This is a genomic window from Nocardia citri (assembly GCF_054065835.1).
The window spans coordinates 45,132-70,966 of record NZ_JBSUQM010000001.1 but is presented as its reverse complement, the minus strand read 5'-3'; the positions used below and the strand labels follow the sequence as shown (position 1 = coordinate 70,966).

At 66.0% G+C, this 25,835-nt stretch carries 15 protein-coding genes; 6 read left to right on the top strand and 9 right to left on the bottom strand.

Annotated elements, in window-relative coordinates; all coding sequences use genetic code 11:
• The first annotated feature begins 24 nt into the window (after positions 1-24).
• Positions 25-2,190, top strand: a complete 2,166-nt coding sequence (locus tag ACW2Q0_RS00325) for an MMPL family transporter (RefSeq protein WP_457184855.1) — start codon at positions 25-27, stop codon at positions 2,188-2,190.
• A gap of 726 nt (positions 2,191-2,916) precedes the next feature.
• Here the strand turns inward: ACW2Q0_RS00325 and ACW2Q0_RS00320 are convergent.
• Complete coding sequence (locus ACW2Q0_RS00320) at positions 2,917-3,948, bottom strand: stage II sporulation protein M (RefSeq protein WP_457184853.1); 1,032 nt, start codon at positions 3,946-3,948, stop codon at positions 2,917-2,919.
• Between the two features lie 41 nt (positions 3,949-3,989).
• On the opposite strand from ACW2Q0_RS00320, the gene ACW2Q0_RS00315 reads away from it, so the two are divergent.
• Positions 3,990-4,796 carry an RDD family protein gene (locus ACW2Q0_RS00315; RefSeq protein ID WP_457184851.1) on the top strand — a complete coding sequence of 269 codons (807 nt, stop codon included), beginning with the start codon at positions 3,990-3,992 and terminating at the stop codon, positions 4,794-4,796.
• A gap of 169 nt (positions 4,797-4,965) precedes the next feature.
• Here ACW2Q0_RS00315 and ACW2Q0_RS00310 read toward each other — a convergent pair whose 3' ends face one another.
• The 5 genes from ACW2Q0_RS00310 to ACW2Q0_RS00290 form a co-directional block, all read right to left on the bottom strand.
• The gene (locus ACW2Q0_RS00310; RefSeq protein ID WP_457184849.1) at positions 4,966-6,261 is read right to left on the bottom strand and encodes a DUF58 domain-containing protein; all 1,296 of its coding nucleotides are present in this window, start codon (positions 6,259-6,261) and stop codon (positions 4,966-4,968) included.
• A gap of 3 nt (positions 6,262-6,264) precedes the next feature.
• Positions 6,265-7,248: an AAA family ATPase gene (locus ACW2Q0_RS00305; protein WP_457184847.1), complete on the bottom strand. Its 984-nt coding sequence runs from the start codon at positions 7,246-7,248 to the stop codon at positions 6,265-6,267.
• Positions 7,245-8,300 (bottom strand): DUF4129 domain-containing protein, encoded by a 1,056-nt coding sequence (locus ACW2Q0_RS00300; protein WP_457184845.1) that lies wholly within the window; start codon positions 8,298-8,300, stop codon positions 7,245-7,247. The genes ACW2Q0_RS00305 and ACW2Q0_RS00300 overlap by 4 nt, the downstream gene beginning before the upstream one ends.
• Entirely contained in the window at positions 8,297-9,163 is an 867-nt protein-coding gene (locus ACW2Q0_RS00295; RefSeq protein WP_457184843.1) for a hypothetical protein, read from the bottom strand. The genes ACW2Q0_RS00300 and ACW2Q0_RS00295 overlap by 4 nt, the downstream gene beginning before the upstream one ends.
• 360 nt (positions 9,164-9,523) lie before the next feature.
• A complete protein-coding gene (locus ACW2Q0_RS00290; RefSeq protein WP_457184841.1) occupies positions 9,524-11,302 on the bottom strand; it encodes a DUF4407 domain-containing protein in 1,779 nt (592 codons plus the stop codon).
• 295 nt (positions 11,303-11,597) lie between these two features.
• Between ACW2Q0_RS00290 and aroQ the strand changes: the two genes are divergently transcribed.
• The 4 genes from aroQ (at position 11,598) to ACW2Q0_RS00270 (ending at position 20,566) form a co-directional block, all read left to right on the top strand.
• Positions 11,598-12,152 (top strand): gamma subclass chorismate mutase AroQ, encoded by a 555-nt coding sequence (gene aroQ / locus ACW2Q0_RS00285; protein ID WP_457184839.1) that lies wholly within the window; start codon positions 11,598-11,600, stop codon positions 12,150-12,152.
• Between the two features lie 764 nt (positions 12,153-12,916).
• Positions 12,917-17,569: a glutamate synthase large subunit gene (gltB, locus tag ACW2Q0_RS00280; RefSeq protein ID WP_457184837.1), complete on the top strand. Its 4,653-nt coding sequence runs from the start codon at positions 12,917-12,919 to the stop codon at positions 17,567-17,569.
• 248 nt (positions 17,570-17,817) lie between these two features.
• On the top strand, positions 17,818-19,287 hold the full coding sequence (locus ACW2Q0_RS00275) for a glutamate synthase subunit beta (RefSeq protein WP_457184835.1): 1,470 nt from the start codon (positions 17,818-17,820) through the stop codon (positions 19,285-19,287).
• 379 nt (positions 19,288-19,666) lie between these two features.
• Complete coding sequence (locus tag ACW2Q0_RS00270) at positions 19,667-20,566, top strand: cutinase family protein (protein ID WP_457186027.1); 900 nt, start codon at positions 19,667-19,669, stop codon at positions 20,564-20,566.
• A gap of 547 nt (positions 20,567-21,113) precedes the next feature.
• On the opposite strand, the gene ACW2Q0_RS00265 is transcribed toward ACW2Q0_RS00270, so the two are convergent.
• The 3 genes from ACW2Q0_RS00265 to lysX form a co-directional block, all read right to left on the bottom strand.
• Entirely contained in the window at positions 21,114-21,731 is a 618-nt protein-coding gene (locus ACW2Q0_RS00265; RefSeq protein ID WP_457184833.1) for a histidine phosphatase family protein, read from the bottom strand.
• Between the two features lie 290 nt (positions 21,732-22,021).
• On the bottom strand, positions 22,022-22,249 hold the full coding sequence (locus ACW2Q0_RS00260) for a hypothetical protein (protein ID WP_457184831.1): 228 nt from the start codon (positions 22,247-22,249) through the stop codon (positions 22,022-22,024).
• 127 nt (positions 22,250-22,376) lie between these two features.
• The gene (lysX, locus tag ACW2Q0_RS00255; RefSeq protein ID WP_457186025.1) at positions 22,377-25,691 is read right to left on the bottom strand and encodes a bifunctional lysylphosphatidylglycerol synthetase/lysine--tRNA ligase LysX; all 3,315 of its coding nucleotides are present in this window, start codon (positions 25,689-25,691) and stop codon (positions 22,377-22,379) included.
• Positions 25,692-25,835: the final 144 nt, after the last annotated feature.

Genomic DNA, 25,835 nt, shown 5'->3' with positions numbered 1-25,835 from the left:
AACATGCCTGATCGGAGACTCGATATGTTCGAAAGACTCGGCAGCTTCGTTGTCCACCGCGCCCGCTGGATCCTGGTCGTCGGCGTGTTCGCCCTCATCGCGGGTGGCGTGGTCGGCGCGACGGCCTTCAGCAAGATGCAGCCCGGTGGCCAGGAGGATCCCAATGCCCAATCCACTACCGCGGTAACCCAATTGGCCGATAAGTTCGGCACCGATACCGACTACGTCTTCCTGGTCGAGGCGAAACAGGGAACCGTCGACAGCACTGCGGTCGCCACCATCGGCCGCGATCTGGCCCGGCGGCTCGCGGCCGACCAGCGCCTGACCAATATCGTCTCGTATTGGGATACCGGATCACCGGCCATGCGCTCAGGAGACGGGACCGCGGCCGTCGTCCTGGCGGGCAATGTCGATAAAAACGCTACCGATAAGGAGAAGTCCGCCGCCTCGATCATCGAGACCTACCGCGCTGATGGCCCGGTCGCGCAGATCAAGGTCGGCGGTGGCACCGCGATCTTCCACTCGATCACCAAGCAGATCGGTAAGGATCTGGGCCTCGCGGAAGCCGTTGCGGTGCCGCTGATTCTGGGGCTGCTGGTGCTGGCCTTCGGCAATGTGGTCGCCGCACTACTCACGCAGGTGGTCGGCGGAATCGCCATCCTCGGCACCTTCACCGAACTCTCGATCTTCGGGTCCGTGACCGATGTGTCGATCTACGCGGTGAATCTGACCACCGGACTCGGACTCGGACTCGCCGTGGATTACGGCCTGCTGATGGTGAGCCGCTTCCGCGAACGCCGTGCGGCCGGAGCCGAACCCGACGCCGCGGTGATCGCGGCCGTATCGACGGCCGGACGCACCATCGCATTCAGTGCGGCCACCGTCGTGGCAGCCCTGTCCGCGCTGGTCATCTTCCCGCAGTACTTCCTGCGGTCCTTCGCCTACGGCGGCATCGGCGTCGTCGCCATCGCCGCCGTTGCCGCGGTGGTCGTCTTGCCCGCGCTGCTTGCGGTGCTCGGTACGCGGGCCGATGCGTGGCGGGTGCCCGGTATCCGCGGAATCCGCGGTGACGCAACGCCGTTCTGGGCCGCAGTGGCCGAATTCGCGATGCGCCGGCCGCTGCTGGCGGGTGTACCGGTGGTGGCGATACTGCTGCTCGCCGCCGCGCCACTAGTGCATGTGCAGTTCGGCACGCCCGACGATCGGGTGCTGCCGACGAGCACCGAGGTGCGCCAGGTCGGTGACGCGATGCGGGACGGTTTCGGCGGCGGCGATGTCAACGCACTGTCGGTGATCACCGAAACCGGTGTTGCCACAGCGCCGCTCGCGGATTACGCGCGCACGCTGTCCCGGGTCGAGCACGTCACCCAGGTCGAATCGAGTGCGGGCACCTTCGTGCGCGGCGAGCTGACGGCGAGCACACCCGCCGATGCCCGGTTCGCCCGACCGGATGCGCAGCGCCTGACCGTGCTTACCGATCTGGACCGCAATTCGTCCGCCGCCCGCGATCTGGTCGATCGGGTGCGTGAGGTACCCGGTCCGGCGGGGGCCAATGCGCTGGTCGGCGGACAGGTCGCCGAATTGCGCGACAGCCTCGCGTCGATCGGTGCGAAGCTCCCGATCGCTATCGGGTGGATCGTGGTCACGACCTTCGTCCTGCTTTTCCTGTTCACCGGCAGCGTCGTGCAGCCGCTGCGGGCACTGCTGTCGAATGTGTTGAGTCTGGCCGCCACGCTCGGGCTGATGGTGTTCATCTTCCAGCAGGGGCATCTGTCCGGACTGATCGGATTCACCCCTGCGCCACTTGATGTTTCGATGTTGCTGCTGCTGTTCTGCATCACCTTCGGACTGTCGATGGACTATGAGGTCTTTGTGATCAGCCGGATCAAGGAACTGCACGATCGCGGTGCGTCCACGAAGGAAGCGGTGATCGAGGGCCTGGCCCGCACCGGACGCCTGGTGACTACTGCGGCGGCCCTGATTTCGATCAGCTTCCTGGCCTTCACCACCAGTGATGTCCGGTTCATCCAGTTCTTCGGACTCGGCGCGGGCCTGGCGATTCTGATCGACGCGACGCTGGTGCGCGGCCTGCTGGTGCCGGTGGCGATGCGCCTGCTCGGCCGGGCGGCCTGGTACGCGCCGAGGCCGTTGCGATTGGCGCACGGGCGGCTCGGTCTGGCCGAAGCCTGAGACGTACATCACGCGGCTCCGCACGGGTAGTGCGGGGTCGCGTTTCGGCTGTCGCACCGTCGTTTTCGCCCGATACGGCGAGGTCGAGCGGAGAAGGTGGCGGAAATCACAGAGCTCGTTATGGTTGCGGTCATGGTGCTGACCGTGGTCCGATTCGGCACTCGGGCGCCCGCATTTCCACAGCTGGTTAATCATGATCTTGACTGGATGTAAGTCCATCTCGGAGGGCTGCGACGGGACGTGGATCACGTTTATTACTCAGTAAACCAACCTGAAGTCTTTTTTATCTCATCCAACTGTCAGCAACACCAATTATCGGGAGACAATCGCTCAGGTCAGAGCGGGATTTATCGGCCATCGAGCGGTCTGTGTTAACAATGCAGCTAACTGCTCGAATAACGTTTGTTATCGGCCGTTGGTTTCGCGATTGTGATCTCGGATCGGGTGCCCGAGGTCGGTTCCGAGGTCTGGCGTGGTCGACCCGAATCGCCGCCAAAAGTTTGCTGGAGGACTGGAAAACGATGTCCCCACATGGGTTTGCTGGGGCGCTGCTTTATACGCTTGACGTTGGCGGGGAGGGTTGCATCGGGATAACGATTGTGTAGAGTTGACGGTAACGCTGGCCGCAGCTGAGCTGGACTCGCTGCGGCCAGCGGAACTCAATTGGGGGACTTCGAAACTCATTCGCAACATGGCGTTGCTACCGGTTACCCGGACCCGTTTCACTCACCGTGTGCTCGGCGTTGTCTGCCAGCGTTGTGCGGAATCCTCCTCAGCGCCACCGAATCCCGATGCCGCCGCGGCTCGGGCGTCCTGTTCGAGTGCCGCCCGGCGACCCACGACGAACACGTAGCCGAGAAACAAAGCCTCCACGACGAATCCGATGCCGACCTTCACCGGCACGGGCAGCGAACTCGGTGTGACGAAGCCCTCGAGCAGCCCGCAGACCAGCAGTACCGCGATCAGACCGAGCGCGACTGTCGCGGTGGCCCGGCCCTGGCGCGCCACTGCCTCCAGTCGGCTCGACCGTCCCGGATCGATCAGCGTCCAGCCCAGCTTCAGTCCCACCCCGCCCGCCACGAAGACCGCCGTCAGCTCGAGCGTGCCGTGCGGCAAGATGAATCCGAAGAACGAGTCGAGCCGACCGGCATCGGCCATCAACCCGCCGGTCACCGCCGTATTGAGCGCGTTGCCGAACAGCAGGTACACCGCGGGCAGGATCAGCACTCCGGTGAACAGCACCATCGCGGTCACCCAGGCGTTATTGGTCCACACCTGCGCCGCGAACGCGTCATGCGGATGTTCGGAATAGTAGGTCTCGAATTGGCCGCCGGGTGCGGTGAGCCAGTCGTTGTGGTCGGAGATACCGAACAGATCGCGCGCCGAACCGGATCCGGCGATCCAGACCGCCAGGCCGGTGGTGACGATAACGAAGACCGCCGCCACCGCGACCCACCACGGCCACGCCCGATACAGCGTCGCGGGGAAGCGGTGCGTGAAGAACCGGCCGACCTGACGCCACGCATCGCCCGTGGTGCCGAGCACCCGGCCGCGTGCCTTGGTCAACAGTGCGCTGAGTCCGGCGATGAGTTCCGGATCCGGACTGTGCGATTGCAGCCGCGCCAACTGCTGTGAGGTGCGCCGGTACAGCGCGACCAGTTCGTCGGCCTCCGCGCCGCTGAGCTTGCGCCGCCCGGCCAGATAGGCCAGCCGATCCCATGCTCCCCGCTGTGCGTAGCTGTACGCGTCCACATCCATTGGTTGCCTCCGATACCGCCGGTCGGAAGAATGCTATCGACATGGCTGAATTCACCACCGGCGAAGCGGTCGCACTCGAATTGCCGATCGCCCGGATCCCGACCAGGGCCACCGCGTTCCTCTTGGACGTGCTGGTGCAATTCGTGCTGGGCAGCATGCTGATGCTCGGACTCGGGGCCGCGCTGCTCTTCTTCGGCGCCGACTCCGCGTGGTACAGCGCGGCGGCGATCACCACGATCGTCGGGACACTGGTCGGTTATCCGGTGACCTGCGAAACCCTCATGCGCGGACGCACCGTCGGCAAGCTCGCGCTCGGGCTACGGGTGGTGCGCGGTGACGGCGGGCCGATCGATTTCCGCCATGCCCTGACTCGCGGTCTGGCGGGTGTCATCGTCGACTTCTGGATGTTGGGGGCATTCGGTGCGGTCGGGGTGCTCACTTCGATGTGCTCGCCGAATGCGCGCCGGGTCGGTGATGTGCTCGCGGGCACGGTTGTGGTGCACGGTCAGCGCCGCGTGCCGTTCCCGCTCCTGGCCGTCGCACCGCCCTGGCTGATCGCCTGGTCCGGACAGTTGGACCTATCCGGCATCACCGAGGATCTCGCACTCGCGGTGCGCCAATACCTGTCTCGCGTCAACACCCTCACCCCCGCCGCCCAGGCGAACCTCGGCCACACCCTGCTCATCGCCGTCTGCGACCGCCTCCAGATCCCGATCCCGCCGGGCTACCCGCCCGTCCAGATCCTCGGCGCGGTCATCGCCGAACGCCAACGCCGCACCCTCGCCCCGATCATCACCCCGATGGTGATGGCAGGTCAGCGCCCGATGCCGATCGCCCGCGCGCGCTGAATCTCATCGAATCCATCCCGGCACCACGGTTATTCGGCTGGGCGATTGTCGTGCTCGCCAAGGTTTGTCCGCGCCGGATCGGGAGATAGCGATCCGGGTTCCGATGATGCCTCGGTCCAGAATCGACGTCGACGCCAAGGCATCATCCCGCCGACCGAGGTAAACGACGTTACATAGTGCCGGACTGTTTGAGCTCGAGGTATTCATCGGCCAAGGCTTCCGGGAGGCGTTGCGGGAATGCCGCGACGACGGCAATGCCCATACGGCGCAGAGATTCCTGGACCAGGGTGCGTTCGGCGATCAAGGATTCAGCGGCGGCGGCCGGGTAGAGCTCGGCCAGGGTGTCGCGTTTGGTGGCGGCCGCCGCGACATCGGGATCAATGACCGAGACGATCAGCACGCGGTGGCGTTGGGCAAGAGTCGGCAGTACCGGCAGCAGATTCTCTTCGACGGCGGCACCGTCCAGACTGGTGAACCAGACCACCAGGCTGCGGCGGCGGGCGCGCTGGATGGCGGCGCGCACCAGGCCCGCACTGTCGGTATCGACCAGTGCGGGGGTGACGCCCGCCATGGCGTGCATGAGTTTCAGTTGCAGGCGGCGGCCGCCGACACCACGGACCTCGGCGCGGACCTGCCGGTCATAAGCGAGCAGGTCTACCGAATCGCCTGCGGCGGCGGCCAATCCACCGAGCAGGAGAGCGGCCTCGATACTCGCGTCCAGACGGGTGCCCGTGCCGACGCGGCCCGCGCTGATGCGGCCGGTATCCAGCACCATCAGCATGTGCCGGTTGCGCTCCGGACGCCAGGTGCGCACCAGCACATCGGTGGCGCGAGCGGTGGCACGCCAGTCGATGGCCCGCACATCGTCACCGGCGACATATTCGCGGAAGGAATCGAATTCGGTACCCTGACCGCGCATATTCGCGACATTGCGGCCCTCGAGATGCTGCAGCCGTTTGACCTTCGAGCGCAGCAGCCGCTCGCTCCGGAATTCGGGCAGCGCACGGACCCGCGCGGGCACAGCGTGGCGGCTCTGCCAGCCGGCCATGCCGAGCAGGCCGAACAATCGCACCGTCACCGGCCCGGCGACTCGATCCCCGCGGTACGTCGGGAGCAGTGTGGTGTGCACGCGCAGACGGGTGTTCGGCGGCAGATCCAGCCGGTGCGTGCGGGTTTCGGCGCGGGCACTACCGGGCCAGTCGTCCCACAGCCGCCCGCGCACGGTCCTGGTTCCGTTGTTCACCACGCCGAGTTGCACCTCGGCGCTGCGCCCGAGCCGGATCACGGTCAACGATTCCCGGGTCAACGTGAGGTCGCGCGCTCGCGCCACCGTGCCGAGATCGAAAAGCACAAGGGCGGCAAGCACACTCGTCATGAGGACGACACCGAGCCACGACGGCATGACGAAGCAGACGAACAGCGCGAGCACCGTCGCCGTCAGGGCGAGCCGACCGGTTACGACCACGAGCTACACCGGAACCGGAACCGAAAGCAGCAGTGACGACATGACACTCTCGGTCGTCACACCGTCCAACTCAGCCTCGGGCCGCAACTGCAGCCGATGCCGAAGTACCACGACCGCAACCATTTTCACATCGTCGGGGGTCACGAATCCGCGGCCGTTGAGCCAGGCGAAGGCGCGCGAGGCCGCCATCAGCGCGGTCGCGCCGCGGGTGGACGCACCGTGTAGCACCGCGGGCGAGTTGCGGGTGGCCCGGCAGATATCCACCGTGTAAGCGAGCACCTCCGGACTGATGGTAACCCGGGTGATCGCCGCCCGCGCCGCGGCGATATGCGCCGGACCGGCGACCGGACGCAGACCGGCCGCGGTCAGATCGCGCGGATCGAAACCGGCCGCATGCCGCTGCAGAATACGGAATTCGTCATCACGGCCGGGCAATTGGATATCGACCTTGAACAGGAAGCGGTCCAGCTGCGCCTCCGGCAGCGGATAGGTGCCCTCCTGCTCGATCGGATTCTGGGTGGCGACCACGACGAACGGATCCGGCAGCGGCCGCGGTTTACCGTCTACCGACACCTGCCGCTCCTCCATCGATTCCAGCAGCGCCGATTGGGTTTTCGGGGGCGTGCGGTTGATTTCGTCGGCGAGCAGCAGATTGGTGAAGACCGGGCCGTGCCGGAAAGTGAATTCGGTGGTGTGTGGATCGTAGATCTGCGAACCGGTCACATCGCCCGGCATCAGATCCGGGGTGAACTGGACCCTGGCGTGCTCGAGATCCAAGGCCGTCGCGAGCGCACGGACCAGCAGCGTCTTCGCCACGCCGGGTACGCCTTCCAGCAGCACATGGCCGCGGCAGAGCAGCGCGAGCACCAGGTACATGATGGCGTTGTCGTTGCCGATCACCGCCTTGCCGATCTCGGCGCGCAGCGCGGCGAATGCGGCGCCCGCCGCCTCGGCGGTCGGGGTGTGGTTGGTGTCCGTGCTGGTCATCCGACCTCCGCCTCTATCCATTCGAGTTGTGTGGCAACGAGTTGCAGGGTGCTCGCATCGGGCACCGGCCCGAACAGCGCGGCCCCGACCATGTCCGGATCGGCCCTGGTGCGCGCGGCGACGGTCGTGACAAGCCGGTCCGGGGTGATATCGGTGCCGACGCCGAGCATCGGGCGGATGCGGCGCAGGGTGGCGGCGCGCAGCCGGGCCGCGATATGTTCGTAGTCCTTCGACCGGCGGTAGAGCGCCGCTTGGCCGGCGAGCAGTTCGTTCGCCGCTACCTCCACCGGTCGCGGTTCACCGACCAGCGCACCGCGACGGCGCGCCCGCCACCACACCAACACCGCCGCGGCGATGAGGAATTGCAGGCCGCCGAAGGCGACCGGTGCGGGCAGTCTGCCGAAGATGGAATCCTTGCCCGCGCCGAAGCCGGAGTCGTCGCGGTTGTCGTCCGGATGGTGCTCGGATGGTTTGGGCGGCGGAATATCCGGCGGTGTCGGCTGGCGCGGCGTGGGCGCGGCGCAGGAATTCAGCACCGCGTACAGCAGTACGACCAGCGCGATGGCGGCGAGCAACGCGGCCCAGAATTTCGGATTGCGCAGCAGATCGGGTAGCGGCGGAAGTTGCCTGCGGGACTTGCTTTTCTCGGCGATCGTCGTTTCGACCGGTTCCGGTGCGGGCGGTGGGGCGCTGCGCGAGTAGCGGTCGGCATATTCGAGGCGGCGGTATTCGTCCTCGGTGGCGCGGCGGCCGCCGTAGACGACCTCATCGAAACTGTGTGCGGCTGGATGCAATTCGCTCGCATCCTCGGCCGACAGCGCGATGGTCGCATCGTCGGCGGTTTCGCGCGCCGTCCGCGAGCGGCGGACCTCCAGCATGCCGCGCTGTTCCAGGCCGCGCAGTACCGCGCGGAACCGCTCGCGTAGCGCGGTATCGAAATCCCGGTGCCGTGCGGCATTTTCGGCGGCGTCGCGGTGGGCGTCGGCGGGGCCGAGTCGTGGCGGGGGCGGGGCCGCGGGCTCGTTCGGTGTGGGTTTGCCGAGGTCTGTCATTTTTCCGTCCCAGGGATCCGGATATCCAGCCCCTCGCGACGGCACCGGCGATCCACATACGACACCACCCGCGTCGCCGACTCGACCACCTCACCGAAGGCGATGATCAACAGTGCGGACGCCGACAGCAGGACGATGACCTGCCAGCGATGGGTGCCGGTGAAATCGGAGAGGTACCACGGAATGCCGAGCAGCGGCACGGCGACGAGGACGACCAGTGCGCGGCACGCGAACCACAATCCGGTTATCGACGACTGCGCACCCTCGACGAGCAGTTTCGAGCGCGTGACCGCACCCGCGTGCGTGGTCCGTTCGACGAAGATCACCGGCACCGCGACGAACCGTCCGGCCCGCAGATAGCCGAGCCAGATCAGCGCGAACGGATACGTGATGATCAGCAGGCCGCCGACGATCAGCACGCCGATGCCGACCAGGGTGAACAGCACGTGGAAGGCCAGCAGTGGTCCGATGACCGCGCTCACGCGGCCCAGTGCCGTGCGCCAGCCGATCGGCGATCCGGCGATCGTCGCGAGTCCGAGCGCGACCGTCATCCCGCGCAACAGGAACCGCAGCAGCCATGCGGCGGCCGCCGTGGCGAGGATGGCCGCCCATGCGGTGCCCGCGTCGGAGCCGTCGGTCAGATGAGAAATTCCGCCGGTGACCGCGACGACGAGCAGTTCGGCGAGGACGAGTCCGAGCGCGGTCGTGCCCGCCAGCACGACGACATTCGCCTGGATCAGCGCGAACGGCTCGTCGAGCAGTTCGCGCAAGCTCAGTGGGCGGATCGGCACCGTCGTTCCAGGGGAGGTTGGTACCGGATCGTTCCCCGCCCCGACGGTACCGGCCGGCTCGGCGGGTAACACGCGGCCGAGTCTAGCCGTCGGCGACCCGGCAGGTGGGCCACGGCATACGGCTGGTGCGTCGGGTCAGCGTTCGAGCAATCGGTCCGTGACTTCCCGGTAGCGCGTCGGATCGACCGGCAGGAGGTCGACAGCGCACCCAGTAGACGCCGTCGCCGACCGAACGGATGTCCGCCCACCGCGGATCATCACTGTGGCGATGGCGTTCGACGGCCGTCCGCCCGCAGCCGAGTCCGCCGCGAGCCCATAGGTCCGGCGTGGTCGGCGCAGGTACCTTGCTGCGGCCGCCGGATATGTCAGTAGGTGGAGCCGCAGCTCTCTCGGGCCGCGGTTGCCGGGAGTTCCTTGCGGTGACGGGATATGTCAGTGCGCGGGCGGCAGTTCTCTCGGGCCGCGGTGGCCGGGGAGTTCGTTGCGGTGGCGGGCCGAGAGTTCGTGGTGTCGTTCGGCTTGCGGTAGCCCGTAGCCCTGTGGGGCGGCGGTCGGCGGGAGGGCCGGGTACCGGGGGTCATGGCTGTAGTCCGCGTCGACGGCGGTGGACGCGACGCGCTGTGCGTGCCACGACTCGGGGGTTCCGGGCGCCTGGTAGCCGGGGTTCGGGGGCTGGGCGATGGCCTGGGCGTGCGAGTCCTGGGAGTCGACGGTCACCTTGCGGGTGCGGCGCAGGGTGAAGGTGATCTCCTCGACCTCTTCGAATGCCTGGCGTGCGGTGCGCAGCGGGTGGGTGGCGGTGTCGATCGCGTTGGCGACGAATGCGGGCACCAGCGGTCGAATGAAGCGTGCCGCGGTATCGGAGAACGGCACCGTGCCGATGAGCGGAAGTTCCAGGCCGCCGCCCTTGGGTGCGGCGGATGCGGCCGAGGCGGTGTGCGGCACCATCGCGCCCGCACCGCTGGCCGGTGCCAGCGCGCCGGCGCTCACGGTGGCCGGAAGGTTGGGTGGCACGGTGTCCTGCTGAGACACGGAACTGTCCTCTCGGTCGCCAGCCGTTGCGGCTGGAAGTTCGCCTCGTCGGCCCGGTTCCGAAATACCGATTTCCAACCCGCCGATGGCGGCGATGATCCGGGTGCGCTGACGCTCCCGATCGATGGCGGTATCGGTCTCGACGGCCAAGCGGGCGGCGGCCAATTGTTGTTCGGTGCGCAGATTTTCGGCCTCGGCCCGCACTTCGGCGCGCTTGACCGCGATGGCGGCATCGGCGCTGCGTTCGGCACGGTCCTGCACGGTGTGGAAGGCAAGTCGCCGATCGAGTGAGGTCTCGCCGCGCCACCACCGCAGGATCAGCGGTAGCAACGCGAGCAAGATGAAAATGACGATGGTCAGCACCCGCAGCAGGAATGCGCCCGCCGTAGCGGTGGTGTAGTCGTTCATGGCCAGCCAGCGCGCGCCCAAACCGCGATCAGCGGTGGCGAAGGCGGCGGAGCCGGCCGTGTCGACGGCCTTCTGGTCCTCGGAGATCCGCTGATTCAGTGCGGCCGCCCGATCCTGCGCCGAGGCCAGCTGCTTGCGCGCATCGTCGAGCATCGCGTTGGCGGTCTGCGATTCCGGGCCGCGGCCCGGCACACCGGTGATCCTGGTCTGCGGGCATTCCGGCGTCGGGTTGTATTCACAGCGCGCGATCACCAGCGCGCGGTCGATATCGGCCTGCGCCTCGGTAATCGACCGATCCAATGCGGCGCGATCGGCCTCGGCACGATCGAGTTCGGTCCGCGCGGTGATCACGGCGGGTGCGGAATCGACCGCATGCTGGGCTTTTTCATCGAGCAGCCGATCGATAGTGCCGCCGAACAGCACCGTCGAGGCGAGTTCGGCGACCACTGCCCCGACCGCCACCGCGACGGCGACGCGTCCGGCAAGGCCGCGGCGATCCGGACCATCGGCCGGTCGTGCGGTTGCCGCGGCGCGGGCCACCGCACCGGCCAGTAGTGCGACGACCACCGCGACGAACACGATCGCGAACAGCGGTATGCCATCGGCTGCGCCGAGGGCGAGCGCCGTGACCGCCCCGGCCACCGCTGCGATGAGCAGTACGACGGCGCCACTCACGGCATACCCCGCCCGCTCATGCGGGTAACCGAGTGCTGTCTCCTGCTCGCGCCCGAGACCTCCGCCGAACCAGGTGAACAAGCCGGTGACTGTCATGGGATCCCACATCCTCTACATCCCAAGTCGAGGTGGCCGCGCGCTGGCGACTGCTTGCAGGTCGCTCGAAAATCCTGCCGAAGCTGTCGCAGATTCGTCGTCACAGCGTGACAGGCGCGACAGCGACACACCGAGTACGGAGCCTGGTATGTGGTAAGGCTCACAAATTCCGGTGAAGTGACCGGGCCTATGCGCCCGCTCGCCCTTAATCTGGCATGGATGACCGAATCGGAACGAGCCGACGGACGGGGTGTTGTGAGTGGTTTTCCGAGGCTCGGCAAGGGTTCTGGTGTGTATGGCGGCGGCTCTGTTGGTAGCTGCCCCCGATAGCCGCGCGCAGCCACTCGACGACGATCCAGCCTTGGATCGCATCGTCGCATTGGTGACCGAACGCCTGGATACCGCCGACGCCGTCGCCGCGGCCAAATGGGCGACGGCCGCCCAGAACGGCGGTCGGCCCTCTATCGACGATCCGGAACGTGAAGCCCAGGTATACGACGCGATGACGCGTCTCGGCGCCGACCGCGGGCTGCCCGAAAGCTGGATTCACCAGGTGTTCTACGGACAGATCGAGGCCAATAAGATCGTGCAGCGCGGCCTGGTCACCCGCTGGCGCTTCGATCCGGCCGCGGCGCCGACCACACCGCCCGAGCTGGCGGCGGTGCGCCCGGTGATCGACCGGGTGAATGTGGAAATCATCGACCAACTCGCATTGCGCCGCGTCGAACTCACCGGGCCGAACTGTGCCGTGCGCCTGGCGTCGCCCGTTTTCGGGATGTTCACCTCCGGCCGCGATGCGCTGCATCAGGCGGCGCTGGTCCGGGCAGTCGCCGCGCTGTGCGGTCCCTAGTTCGGTGTGTTGTGACCCGCAATTCCCCGGCACCGCGTGTCTCGCGGCGGAAATGTGTCGTAAACCACTCCGGTGTGATTGCTGGAAATGTGCTGAATCCCACATCGGACAAAAGAGTCCGGACGGTCGGATCGGATCGTGTGCTTGTCACACCCCTGTCGGAAATCTCTCATCCAGCCCGCTGACCAGTTAGCCACCGCGAATCGGGTTTGCGTCGAGGGGAGCGGGGGAAATCCACTGCGATGCAGGTGAGCGCCGGTTCCCGGCTGCGCTGTGCGCTGCTGCGAGGGTCTCGGGTGCCCGTTCTCGCTGGCTGGCACCCGGTGCCAAGGGGATCGATCGGACCGCGTTCGCTGCTTTACACTGGACGGCGCGCACACGTGGAGGACCGCTTGAAGAAGCCCAGCTAGACCTAATTATTAGCACAACCTAAGTTGGTTGGGCTATGGACCTGACTTATCGTTTGCTCTTACGCCGAACACAGAATGTTCGGCACTAGCGCCCGCTGGGGCTCGGCGATCCGGTGCCCAAGCGTAGCGGGCGCACACCCGTGCGGAGGTAAGGAACACGTAAGCGTTCCGTTACCGACGAGCACCCCAACGTCATCGCAGCGGGTGGACAACTGGAGACGTGACTGCACGAAGAGAAGACCATCAGCGCGGCTGGTTTCGCAACGTACGGGCGCAGTCTTGACGGAGGCAATCGACGAAAGGCCCTTTCCCATAGGCCGATTCATCGAGGCCGACTTTCTTGAAGGCAGAGGCATGACGCAACTTCCTGGCCACAGGTCCCCCGGACCCATCGGGCTCTATGACCCGGCGAACGAGCACGACGCCTGCGGTGTCGCATTCGTCGTCGACATGCACGGCCGCCGCAGCCGCGACATCGTCGACAAGGCTATTACGGCTCTGTTGAACCTGGAGCACCGCGGTGCCGCGGGTGCCGAACCCAATAGTGGTGACGGCGCCGGCATCCTGATTCAGATTCCGGACCGGTTCTTCCGTGCCGTGGTCGATTTCGAGTTGCCGCCGGAGGGCTCCTACGCCACCGGTATCGCCTTCCTCCCGCAGGCCCGCCGTGAGGCGACCAAGGCCGCCTACGGCTTGGAGCGCATCGTCGAATCCGAGGGTCTCGCCGTGCTCGGCTGGCGCGAGGTGCCCACCGACGAGTCCACCCTCGGTGCGCTGGCCCGCGACGCCATGCCGACCTTCCGTCAGGTCTTCATCGGCTCGCCGAAGGGTTCGGCCGAACAGCTGTCGGGCATGGATCTGGAACGACGGGCCTACGTCGTGCGCAAGCGCGTCGAGCACGAACTGGGCAAGGCCGGTGCGGGCGAGGGCGCGGTCGGCAAGGAGTCGGTGTACTTCCCGAGCCTGTCCGGTCAGACCTTCGTCTACAAGGGCATGTTCACCACACCACAGCTACGCGCGTTCTACCTGGACCTGCAGGACGGCCGGATGGAGTCCGCGCTCGGTATCGTGCACTCCCGGTTCTCCACCAACACCTTCCCGTCGTGGCCGCTGGCCCATCCGTTCCGCCGGGTCGCGCACAACGGTGAGATCAATACCGTCACCGGTAACGAGAACTGGATGCGCGCCCGCGAGGCGCTGCTGCGCTCGGATGTCTTCGGCATCGACGAGGCGGGCAACAACCGCCTGCAGAAGATCTTCCCGGTCTGTACCCCGGGAGCGAGCGATACCGCGCGCTTCGACGAGGTGCTGGAATTGCTGCACCTCGGCGGCCGCAGCTTGCCCCACGCGGTGCTGATGATGATTCCCGAGGCCTGGGAACGCAACGAGAACATGGACCCGCAGCGGCGCGCGTTCTACCGCTACCACTCGATGCTGATGGAGCCGTGGGACGGCCCGGCATCGGTGTGCTTCTCCGACGGCACCGTGGTCGGCGCCGTTCTCGACCGCAACGGCCTGCGCCCCAGCCGCATCTGGGTCACCGATGACGGTCTGGTCGTCATGGCCTCCGAGGTCGGTGTCCTCGATATCGATCCGGCCAAGGTGATCAAGAAGGTCCGGCTGCAGCCGGGCCGCATGTTCCTGGTCGACACCTCGCAGGGCCGCATCGTCGGCGACGAGGAGCTCAAGAGCCAGCTCGCCGGCGAGCACCCCTATCAGGAGTGGCTCGACGCCGGTGTCACCAAGCTCGCCGATCTGCCCGACCGCCCGCACGTGCACATGTCGCACGATCGCGTGCTGATCCGGCAGCAGATCTTCGGATACACCAATGAAGAGCTGAACCTGCTGATCTCGCCGATGGCCAAGACCGGCGGTGAGGCACTCGGCTCGATGGGTACCGACACCCCGATCGCGGTGCTTTCGGCACGCCCCCGGCTGCTGTTCGACTACTTCTCCCAGCTCTTCGCGCAGGTGACCAACCCGCCGCTGGACGCGATCCGCGAAGAAGTGGTGACCAGCCTGCGCCGGGCGCTCGGTCCGGAGGCCGATCTGCTGCATCCGGGCCCGGAGTCCTGCCACCAGATCACCACTGCGCAGCCGATTCTCGACAACGACGAGCTGGCCAAGCTCATCCATATCAACGACGACGGCTCGCATCCGGAGCTGCGCTCGGTAGTCGTGCACGGCCTGTATCCGGTGCGCAAGGGTGGCGAGGGCCTGCGCAAGGCGCTCGAGGCCATCAACACCCAGGTCTCGGCCGCCATCGAGGGTGGCGCGCGGATCATCGTGCTGTCCGACCGCGAGTCCAACGAGAAGCTGGCGCCGATTCCGTCGCTGCTGCTGACCGCGTCGGTGCACCACCACCTGGTGCGCGAGCGCACCCGCACCATGGTCGGCCTGGTCGTCGCGGCCGGTGACGCGCGCGAGGTGCACCATATGGCCATGCTGGTCGGCTTCGGCGCGGCCGCGATCAACCCGTATATGGCCTTCGAGACCATCGAGGACCTGCTCGAGCGTGGCGGTCTCCAGATGCCGGGTAGCACCGGCGATATGGCCGCCGACTACCGCAAGGCGGTCGCGAACTACAACAAGGCCGCGAGCAAGGGTGTGCTGAAGGTGATGTCCAAGATGGGCATCTCCACCATCGCCTCCTACACCGGCGCGCAGCTGTTCCAGGTCATCGGCCTGTCGCAGGAACTGGTGGACGAATACTTCACCGGCCTGCGTTCGCATCTGGGCGGTATCGGCCTGGACGAGATCGCCGCCGATGTGGCGGCCCGGCACACCGTCGCGTTCCTGGAGAACCGCAACGAACGCGCGCACCGCGAACTCGAGGTGGGCGGCGAGTACCAGTGGCGGCGCGAGGGTGAGTACCACCTGTTCAACCCGGACACCGTCTTCAAGCTGCAGCACGCCACCCGCAGCGGTCAGTACTCGATCTTCAAGGAGTACACCAAGCTGGTCGACGACCAGTCCGAGCGGCTGGCCTCGCTGCGCGGTCTGTTCAAGTTCAAGACCGGTGAGCGCAAGCCGATTTCGATCGATGAGGTCGAGCCCGCAAGTGCCATCGTCAAGCGATTCTCCACCGGTGCGATGAGCTACGGCTCCATCTCGGCCGAGGCGCACGAGACCCTTGCGATCGCTATGAACCGACTCGGTGGTCGCTCGAATTCCGGTGAGGGCGGCGAACATCCGGCCCGCTTCGAGGTCGAGGAGAACGGTGACTGGCGGCGTTCGGCGATCAAGCAGGTCGCCTCGGGTCGCTTCGGTGTCACCGCGCACTACCTGACCAACTGCACCGATATCCAGATCAAGATGGCCCAGGGCGCCAAGCCTGGCGAAGGCGGCCAGCTGCCCGCGCACAAGGTGTACCCGTGGGTCGCCGAGGTGCGGCATTCGACGCCGGGTGTCGGCCTGATCTCGCCGCCGCCGCACCACGACATCTACTCGATCGAGGACCTGGCGCAGCTGATCCACGACCTGAAGAACGCGAACCCGCAGGCGCGGATTCACGTGAAACTAGTCGCGGAGCCCGGTGTCGGCACGGTCGCGGCCGGTGTGTCGAAGGCGCACGCGGACGTGGTGCTGATCTCCGGCCACGACGGTGGTACCGGTGCCTCGCCGCTTACCTCGCTGAAGCACGCGGGCGGTCCCTGGGAGCTCGGCCTGGCCGAAACCCAGCAGACATTGCTGCTCAACGGACTTCGCGATCGCATCGTCGTGCAGGTCGACGGCCAGATGAAGACCGGCCGCGACGTGATGATCGCCGCACTGCTCGGCGCCGAGGAGTTCGGTTTCGCCACCGCACCGCTGGTGGTCTCGGGCTGCATCATGATGCGGGTCTGCCACCTCGACACCTGCCCCGTCGGTGTCGCGACGCAGAACCCGGTGCTGCGCGAACGCTTCACCGGCAAGCCGGAATTCGTCGAGAACTTCATGTTGTTCGTCGCCGAAGAGGTCCGGGAACTGCTGGCGGAATTGGGCTTCCGCACCCTGGACGAGGCCATCGGCCGGGTCGATATGCTCGACACTTCCATGGCCAAGGCGCATTGGAAGGCCAGCAAGCTGGACCTGTCGCCGATCCTCGACGATGTCGAGACGGCCTTCATGCGCCAGGACCGGTACTGCACGAAGACCCAGGACCACGGTCTGGACAAGGCGCTGGATGTACAGCTGATCGCGCAGAGCGCCGATGCGCTCGAGCGCGGCCAGGCGGTGAAGATCGAAACCAAGATCACGAACGTGAACCGCACCGTCGGTACCATGCTCGGTCACGAAGTGACCAAGCTCTATGGTGGCGCGGGCCTGCCCGATGACACCATCGACATCACCTTCACCGGTTCCGCGGGCAACAGCTTCGGCGCCTTCGTACCCGCGGGCATCACCCTGCGCGTACACGGTGACGCGAACGACTATGTGGGCAAGGGTCTTTCCGGCGGCCACATCATCGTGCGCCCGTCGCTGAACGCACCGGCCGACTTCGTCGCCGAGCAGAACATCATCGCGGGCAACGTGATCCTGTTCGGCGCCACCAACGGTCAGGCATTCATCAGCGGTGTGGTCGGCGAGCGGTTCGCCGTGCGCAACTCTGGCGCCACCGCGGTGGTCGAGGGCGTCGGTGACCACGGCTGTGAGTACATGACCGGTGGCCGGGTGGTCATCCTCGGTGAGACCGGCCGCAACTTCGGCGCCGGTATGTCGGGTGGTGTCGCGTTCGTCTACGACCCGAACGGCACCTTCGAGGCCAAGCTCAACCCGGAGCAGGCCGATGCCGTGGAGCAGCTCGCCGGTGACGACTTCACCTGGCTGCACGACATCGTCACCCAGCACCGCGATCAGACGGGTTCGACGGTCGCCGAACGCATTCTGAGCGACTGGTCCCAGCAGGTGAACCACTTCGTGAAGGTTATGCCGCGCGAATACAAGAAGGTTCTGCTCGCGATTTCCGAGGCCGAGAAGAACGGCACGGATGTCGACGAGGCGATTATGGAGGCGGCACGTGGCTGACCAGAAAGTTCTAGAGATGATGTCGACGAGGCGCTGTGACTATTCGGGGGCGGCACGTGGCTGACCAGAAAGTTCTAGAGATGATGTCGACGAGGCGCCGTGACTATTCGGGGGCGGCACGTGGCTGACCAGAAAGTTCTAGAGATGATGTCGACGAGGCGCTGTGACAATTCGGGGGCGGCACGTGGCTGACCAGAAAGTTCTAGAGATGATGTCGACGAGGCGCTGTGACTCTTCGGGGGCGGCACGTGGCTGACCCGCAAGGATTTCTGAAGCACACCAAACGGGAACTGCCGACGCGTCGTCCGGTTCCGCTGCGCCTGCTGGACTGGAAAGAGGTCTACGAGGGGGATTTCTCCCACCAGACCCTGCAGAACCAGGCCAGTCGGTGCATGGACTGCGGTATTCCGTTCTGTCACAACGGCTGTCCGCTGGGCAATCTCATCCCGGAGTGGAACGACCTGGTCCACAAGGGGCAGTGGCGTGAGGGCATCGACCGGCTGCACGCGACCAACAACTTCCCGGAATTCACCGGGCGGCTGTGTCCCGCGCCGTGCGAGGCGTCCTGCGTTCTGGGCATCAACCAGGATCCGGTGACGATCAAGCAGGTCGAGGTCGAGCTCATCGAGAACGCCTTCGACGAGGGCTGGGTGACCCCGGTCTACCCGACCCGCCTCACCGGCAAGAAGGTCGCCGTGGTCGGTTCCGGTCCGGCCGGTCTGGCCGCCGCACAGCAGCTGACCAGGGCCGGGCACACCGTGACCGTTTTCGAGCGCGCCGACCGCATCGGTGGCCTGCTGCGCTACGGCATTCCGGAATTCAAGATGGAGAAGCGCTTCATCGACCGTCGTCTCGCGCAGATGGAGGCCGAGGGCACCATCTTCAAGACCGGGGTGAACGTCGGTGTCGATATCACCGCCGCGCAGCTGCGTGAGCAATTCGACGCGATCGTGCTGGCCGGTGGCGCCACCCTGGCGCGCGACCTGCCGATCCCGGGCCGGGATCTGGACGGCATCCACCAGGCTATGGAATTCCTGCCGTGGGCCAACCGGGTGCAGCTCGGCGACGATGTCACCGACGAGAGCGGTCTGCCGCCGATCCACGCGAAGGACAAGAAGGTCGTCATCATCGGTGGCGGTGACACCGGAGCGGACTGTCTCGGCACTTCGCACCGGCAGGGCGCGGCGAGCATCCACCAGTTCGAGATCATGCCGCGGCCACCGGAGGAGCGCGCCTCCTCCACCCCGTGGCCGACCTACCCGCTCATGTACCGGGTCTCCTCGGCGCACGAGGAGGGCGGCGAACGGGTGTTCTCGGTGAACACCGAGCGTTTCGTCGGCACGGACGGCAAGGTCACCGCGCTCGAGGCGCATGAGGTCAAGATGGTCAACGGGCGCTTCGAGAAGGTCGAGGGCACCGACTTCACCCTCGAGGCTGATCTGGTGCTGCTCGCCATGGGCTTCACCGGACCCGAAAAGCCGGGCCTGCTCGAAGGTCTCGGCGTCGGCTACGACCAGCGCGGCAATGTCCAGCGCGATAGGAACTGGTCTACCAATATCCCCGGCGTCTTCGTCGCCGGTGATATGGGCCGCGGCCAGTCGCTGATCGTCTGGGCCATCGCCGAGGGCCGCGCGGCCGCATCGGCGGTCGACAAGTTCCTCGAGGGCGAGACCGCGCTGCCCGCGCCGATCGCGCCGACGGCTGTCGCGCAACGTTAGAAAACCTCTCTTACCGGAGCGGAGAGGGCGCCTGTGGATTTCGGTCCACAGGCGCCCTTTTTTCGTTCGTCGGCTTCACTACGCATTTGCCGTGCTTAGTTTCGACGTCGGCGCGTCGCACGGAACATCGTGGAGCGGAACCGATTTCGGCGTATGTGGTGAGGGGAACCAGACACGGTAACGAACTCGTATGGCGCTGGTTGTGGTGTTGCCTTATTGTGATCTGCGGCGTGGTGCGTGATCTTGGGATGTGGGTCGCGACGTGCAACTCGTACCGGTGAACCGGTGTGCGCTGGACCGACATCCGCCGAGGTCAGCACGGTTACAACAACTGTCGGTGCTTGCTCTCGCAAGGGGCAATGTTTTGAACTGGAGCAGTATGCGGTTGAAGAAGGTTGCCGCCGCCATCGGTGCGTGCGCGGCTGTTGCATCCGGCGTAGTCCTTGGTAGCGGTTCGGTAACAGCCGATCCGGGCTGCCCGAGCCTCTATGTGGTGGCGATTCCCGGCACCTGGGAGACCGGAAAGGATAAGACGCCGCAGCCCGGCATGCTGTCCGGTGTCACCAATAATCTGCCCCGGTCGGTGGATGTCGATTATGTGACATATGCCGCGACCGCATTCCCGTGGGAAGGCGATGTCTACGGTGCGTCCAAGAAGGAAGCGACCGACACCGCGCGCGGCCTGGCCACCAATATGGTGCAGCGCTGCGGCGACACCAAGATCGCGATCGTCGGTTACAGCCAGGGTGCGGATGCGGCCGGCGATCTCGCCGCCGAGATCGGCACCGGCCTCAGCCCGATTCCTGTGGACCGGATCGCGGGTGTCGGCCTGATCTCCGATCCGCGCCGCTCGCCTACCGACATCCAGGTCGGACCGGTCGCGCCGGGCGCGGGCGCCGGTGGTGCTCGGGTCGGCGGCTTCGGCTGGCTCAGCGATCGCACCCGCACCGTCTGCGCGCTCGACGATCTGTACTGCGCCACCGCCACCGACGATTTCGTAACCCGGTTCGCCGGCTTCCTCGCGCAGACCTCCGAGGCGAATCCGGCCAACCTCTGGCGCTACCAGCTCGAGGCGGGCACCATCGTGAACGACCTGATGAACCTCGGCGGTATCCCGACGCTGCAGTCGCAGCTCACCGACTCCGCCAACCGGCAGCGGGCGAAGGATCTCGAGCGGTTCTACAACTCGCACGCGCATACGCTCTACGGCAGCTACCCGGTGGGCGGTGGCCAGACCGCAATCTCGTGGATGCACAACTGGATCGCGGGCATGGCCTGATTCCAGGTCCCGGACACATAGCGAAGGCCACCTCTCCCGATGGAGGGGTGGCCTTTCGGTTTCCGCTATCCGTACTCAGCCAGCAGAGCCGGTCGGCGGCTGGAACGGTTGGAAGAACTGCGGTCCGGGGCCGGGGAGGCCGTTATCCGGTCCGGGGAACCATGGACCCTGGTTGTCGTCGCCATTACCGAACTGGTGGTGACGATGGTGGTGACCGTCGATTTCGGTGCCTTGCCATGGAGTCGGACCCGATACGGACTGGACAGATGAATCAGGTTCGGCCGCGGAGGCCGTGACGGCGAGTGCGCCGACTGGCACCGCGATCAATGCGGCTGCGACTGCGATTCGGGCTACGTTGCGCCTTGTCCTGGAAAGCAAAACGGGGTTCCTTTCTCTCGGATGGTGAGTCGCCGGTGCGGCGGCTTACCACTAGCGACTGCTTGCAGGTCGCTCGAAATGACCTGCTCCCATGGAAGGCTCCGTCACTGGGACCGTGGTGCGATCAATCTGGCAGTCGACTGTGAATGGCCGAGTCTGGGAAGCAGCGTCAAGGTTGCTGTGAAATATTGCGCGGCAACAGATCCCAGACATGGCCGTTCTCGTTGATGGTCGCGGCGGTCCGGCGGCCGCTGCGGGAGAACAGGATCCGGGTGATCGAGCAGTAGTCGATCGGGAAGGTCAGCGGCCGGGCCAGGCCGAGTACGTCCTGCAGGAGCACATTGATCACCCCGCCATGCGCGAAGACGACCACCGTATCGGCCGGATCAGTGTGCGCGGCAATCGAGGTGACGGCATCGCGCACCCTGGTGATGAAGGCGGGCGCGTCGATCTGTTCGGGCAGATGTCCGGATTTGATCCGCTCGTAGACGGCCGCGAATTCGACCTTGGCATCCTCGATCGGAATGTAGGAGGGCAGATCGCGATCGTATTCGGCCAGATCGTCGATCACATCCATCGGCAGCCCGAGCTTCGCCGCGGTCGGCTCGGCCGTCTCCCGTGCCCGCCGCTGCGGACTGCTCACGATCCGACTGATCCGATGATGCCCCAACGCCGCAGGCACGCGCTCGGCCTGTTCGACCCCGACCGGCGCCAATTCGGGATCGGCTGGTCCATCGCAGGCCCGCGCCCGCACCGGCTGAGCATGACGAACGAGAATCAACTGCACCCAGCCCACTCTGCCCTACCATGGGCGTTCACTCGCACCAGGGGGATATGCGACGTATGGGGGCCATCCTCGAAGCCGTGACCGTCGAACTGTTTCCGCAGTGGCCGCGCCCGCCGCCGGGCGGTTTCGTCGCCGAGGATCTGGACCGCCTGCCCGACCTGCCCGGGTGTCGCCGCAGCCGCACGGGCCGCAGGGTGCTGGGGGCCGAGGTGGCCTCCGAAAGCAGCGCCATCCAGTCCAGAAGCCGAAATGGCCCGTTCGCTATCCGCGAGCCGGGCCGTTTGTCCCGTTTACTGCTGCCTCTTGCGTTGGGTCAGCAGGTAGATGCCGCCGACGATCAGGGTGACGATGACCAGGCAGCAGATGCCGCCGATGATCAGCCCGCTGCTGCTCTTCCTCTTTTTCCTGGCCGCGAATTCCATTGCCGACGTGACGGTGTCGGAGTCGGTCCAGGTGTCCGCACTGGTCCACACCTGCGGGTCCAGCAGAGCGGAATTGGTCAGCAGGTCAAGGTACATATGCATCCCCATGATCGGAGGTATCGGCCTCCTCCCGGGGTCGAATTACCAAGACTATCGGGCTGGTACGCATATGGAACTATTCGCTCCTGGAATATTTCATGATGAGATCCTCGATGGGGGATCGTCAGCGCGGCCTGACCAAGGGGAACGGCAGCGTCTCGCGGATGCTGCGGCCGGTGATCAGCATGACGATGCGGTCGACGCCCATTCCCAATCCGCCGGTCGGCGGCATCGCATGCTCGAGCGCCTGCAGGAAGTCCTCGTCGAGCTCCATCGCCTCCGGATCGCCGTTGGCCGCCAGCATCGATTGTTCGGTGAGCCTGCGGCGCTGTTCGATCGGATCGGTGAGTTCGCTGTAGGCCGTACCCAATTCGACGCCCCAGGCGACCAGATCCCAGCGCTCGGTCACGCCGGGAGTGCTGCGGTGTGTGCGGGTCAGCGGGGAGACCGAGGTGGGGAAGTCGATGTAGAAAGTCGGCTTCTCCGTATGAGATTCGACCAGATACTCATACATTTCCAGGACAACTTGTCCGGCATCCCAGCCGTGCTGATAGGGCACGTCCGCCTTATCGCAAAGTTCGCGCAGTTCCTCGAGTGTGGTCTGCGGGTCGATCGGCGTGCCGAGTGCCTCCGATACCGCGCCGTGCACGGTCTTCACCGCCCACTCCCCGGAGATATCCACCTCGTCGAAGGAGCCGTCCGGCTTGGGCCGCAGCGCCACCATCGAACCATTGGCGGCCTGCGCGGCATTCTGGATGAGCTGGCGGGCCAGCTGCATCATCCGCTCGTAATCGGCATGTGCTTCATAGGCTTCCAGGCTGGTGAATTCCGGGTTGTGGCTGAAGTCCACACCCTCGTTGCGGAAGTTGCGGCCGATTTCGAAGACCTTCTCCATGCCGCCGACGCACAGTCGCTTGAGATATAGCTCGGGCGCGATGCGCAGATACAGGTCCAGATCGTAGGCATTGATATGGGTCAGGAACGGTGTCGCGTTGGCGCCGCCATGCACCTTCTGCAGGATCGGGGTCTCCACCTCGAGATATCCCCAGGCGTTCAACGAATCCCGCAGCGAGCGCACCACCGCGGTGCGCTTGCTCAGCACCTCGCGGACATCGGGATTGATCGCCATATCGACGTAGCGCTGACGCACCCTGGCCTCGGGATCGGATAGACCCTTCCACTTGTCCGGCAGCGGGTGCAGGCATTTGCCGATCATCCGCCAGTCCGCGGCCAACAGTGAGAGTTCGCCGCGGCGGCTGTGTCCGATCTGGCCGCTGACCTCGATGAGGTCACCGAGGTCGAAGAATTCGCCGAATTCGGCGCTGCGTTCGGCACCGACCCGATCGCGGTCGATGACCAGCTGGATATCGCCGGTCCAGTCCCGGACCACCGCGAAGATCACACCGCCGTAATCGCGAATGCGCAGCAGTCGGCCGCAGATTCGCACGGTGGTGCCCCGCGGTGAACGGCGCGCCGCCGCGACGGTATGCGTCGGAGGATAGGCGACCGGATAGGCATCCACGCCCGCGGCCGTGAGCCGGTCGAGTTTGTCCATGCGCACCCGCACCTGCTCCGGGCGGCGCGGACGCTGTTCTACCCCAACGTTGTCCGGCAGATCCGGCGGGCTGCCGTCGGCGCGCAATCCGGTGATGCCCGCGGGAACCGCACTGTGCAGACCGGTGTGGGTGATGGTCTCGGGTGCCTTACCGAAGCGCGGTAGGAAGCCCTCGGCAAGCCCACTCGCGATGGCCACCCGAGGTAGTTGTCTGCGCTCCTCGAACAGGAAGAACCGGGGCACCCAGTGTGGCTGATACTTCACATTCGACCGGTACAGCGCCTCCAGCTGCCACCAGCGCGAAAAGAACAGCAGTACACCGCGCCACAGCCGCAGCACCGGTCCGGCACCGATGCGTCCGCCCTCTTCGAATACCGAGCGGAATACCGCGAAGTTCAGCGAAACCTTGGTGATGCCATGCTGCTCGGAGGTCAGGGCGAGCTGGGAGATCATCAGCTCCATGACACCGTTGGGGCCGTGTGGATCTCGGCGCATCAGCTCGAGTGAGGCACCGGTGCGACCCCACGGCACCAGTGACAGCATGCCGAGCACACGCTCCTGCGGATTCACCGCCTCCACCAGTAGGCAGTCGCCGTCCAGCGGATCGCCGAGGCGGCCGAGCGCCATCGAGAAGCCGCGCTCGGTTTCGGTATCGCGCCAGGCATCCGCGCGGGCGATCACCTGCTGGAATTCCTCGGCCGGGATATCGCGATGGCGGCGGATCCGCACGGTGATCCCGTGCTTGCGCAACCTGTTCGCGGCCTGACGGACCTGCTTCATCTCCGGGCCCGCGAGCGAGAAGGACCTGGTGTCGAGAATTGCCTCATCGCCGAGCCGCAGCACCGAAAGTCCGGCCCGCTGATACGCCGTGGCACCGAGTTCGCTGGCGCCCATGACCGCCGGGGCCCAACCGAATTCATCGGCGAGCCGCAGCCATGCGTCGATCGCCTGCGGCCAGGCCTCGCGAATGCCGATCGGATCACCACTGGCGAGGCACACGCCCAACTCGACGCGATAGGTGAGCGCCGCCTTGCCGCTCGGCGCGAATACCACCGCCTTATCGCGCCGAGTCGCGAAGTAGCCCAGCGAATCCTCGACATCGGCGCGTTCCAGCAGGCCGCGGATGGCGGATTCGTCGGTGCCGGTCATCGCGTTGCCCGCCCGTTGTGAGCGCAACAGGATGATCACCGCGGCCAGCAGGGCGATGGCGCCGAAGAGGCCGAGCAGGAAGTTGACGAACGGGCGCGGATGGCCGTCGAAATGTTCGTTGTCCACCAGCACCGCGGCCGTCACCCGATAGATCGACCACAGCGGCCGTTGTACGCCGCGCGGCAGCGAACCGGGGAACAGTTCCACCAGACCCCAGCCGAGCAGACAGCCGGCCGCGAGGCCGCCGACCAGTACGCCCAGTGCCTTCCAGCCCGCGCCCCGGCGCACCTTGGTGTAGAACTCCCGCCAGGACGCGAGCAGTACGCTGAGCACGGCGATCTGCACCGCCGCCGCCACCAGCGCGTGCATATTGTTCTCGTCGGCGAATTCGAGCACATTCGCCAGGGCGTAGAGCGCGATGTAGCCGACCAGCAGCCACCAGGCGATCCGCTTGCGGCTGGCCGTGGCGCCCGCGAGCAGACCGACCACCAATGCCCACACGAGGCTGGTATCCGGTGCGTCGAAGTAGTACAGGTCGATGTAGCGACGCGGCACATGCGTCAGATATCGCAGTCCGGGCGAGAGACTCCACAGGAAGCAGAGCACAGCGAATACGCCCAGCAGCAGGCCCGCGACATGCGGGACCTCGCGCAGTCGTCCGTGGCCGCGATGCGGAACCGGTGGTGCCGATCTCTCCGAGGGGGGTTCGGTATCGATATGTTGCCCGGCGTGCATGGTTGTCACAACACCAGTGTGTACGGTGCCGCGGTGGTGGTGCTCGAAGGCCACCCGGGCATGTCGGTTATCGGTGTGTCATTCCTACATGTCGCTCGGCTGTGTGGGGGCGGGATTTCCGGTTCGACGGCGACGGAGTAAGGA

What these genes read in the sequence shown, in the direction of transcription:
- ACW2Q0_RS00325 (WP_457184855.1), top strand. Translation starts at nt 25, where the DNA reads ATGTTCGAAAGACTCGGCAGCTTCGTTGTCCACCGCGCCCGCTGGATC.
- ACW2Q0_RS00320 (WP_457184853.1), bottom strand. Translation starts at nt 3,948, where the DNA reads ATGGATGTGGACGCGTACAGCTACGCACAGCGGGGAGCATGGGATCGG.
- ACW2Q0_RS00315 (WP_457184851.1), top strand. Translation starts at nt 3,990, where the DNA reads ATGGCTGAATTCACCACCGGCGAAGCGGTCGCACTCGAATTGCCGATC.
- ACW2Q0_RS00305 (WP_457184847.1), bottom strand. Translation starts at nt 7,248, where the DNA reads ATGACCAGCACGGACACCAACCACACCCCGACCGCCGAGGCGGCGGGC.
- ACW2Q0_RS00300 (WP_457184845.1), bottom strand. Translation starts at nt 8,300, where the DNA reads ATGACAGACCTCGGCAAACCCACACCGAACGAGCCCGCGGCCCCGCCC.
- ACW2Q0_RS00290 (WP_457184841.1), bottom strand. Translation starts at nt 11,302, where the DNA reads ATGACAGTCACCGGCTTGTTCACCTGGTTCGGCGGAGGTCTCGGGCGC.
- aroQ (WP_457184839.1), top strand. Translation starts at nt 11,598, where the DNA reads ATGGCGGCGGCTCTGTTGGTAGCTGCCCCCGATAGCCGCGCGCAGCCA.
- gltB (WP_457184837.1), top strand. Translation starts at nt 12,917, where the DNA reads ATGACGCAACTTCCTGGCCACAGGTCCCCCGGACCCATCGGGCTCTAT.
- ACW2Q0_RS00270 (WP_457186027.1), top strand. Translation starts at nt 19,667, where the DNA reads ATGCGGTTGAAGAAGGTTGCCGCCGCCATCGGTGCGTGCGCGGCTGTT.
- ACW2Q0_RS00260 (WP_457184831.1), bottom strand. Translation starts at nt 22,249, where the DNA reads ATGTACCTTGACCTGCTGACCAATTCCGCTCTGCTGGACCCGCAGGTG.
- lysX (WP_457186025.1), bottom strand. Translation starts at nt 25,691, where the DNA reads ATGCACGCCGGGCAACATATCGATACCGAACCCCCCTCGGAGAGATCG.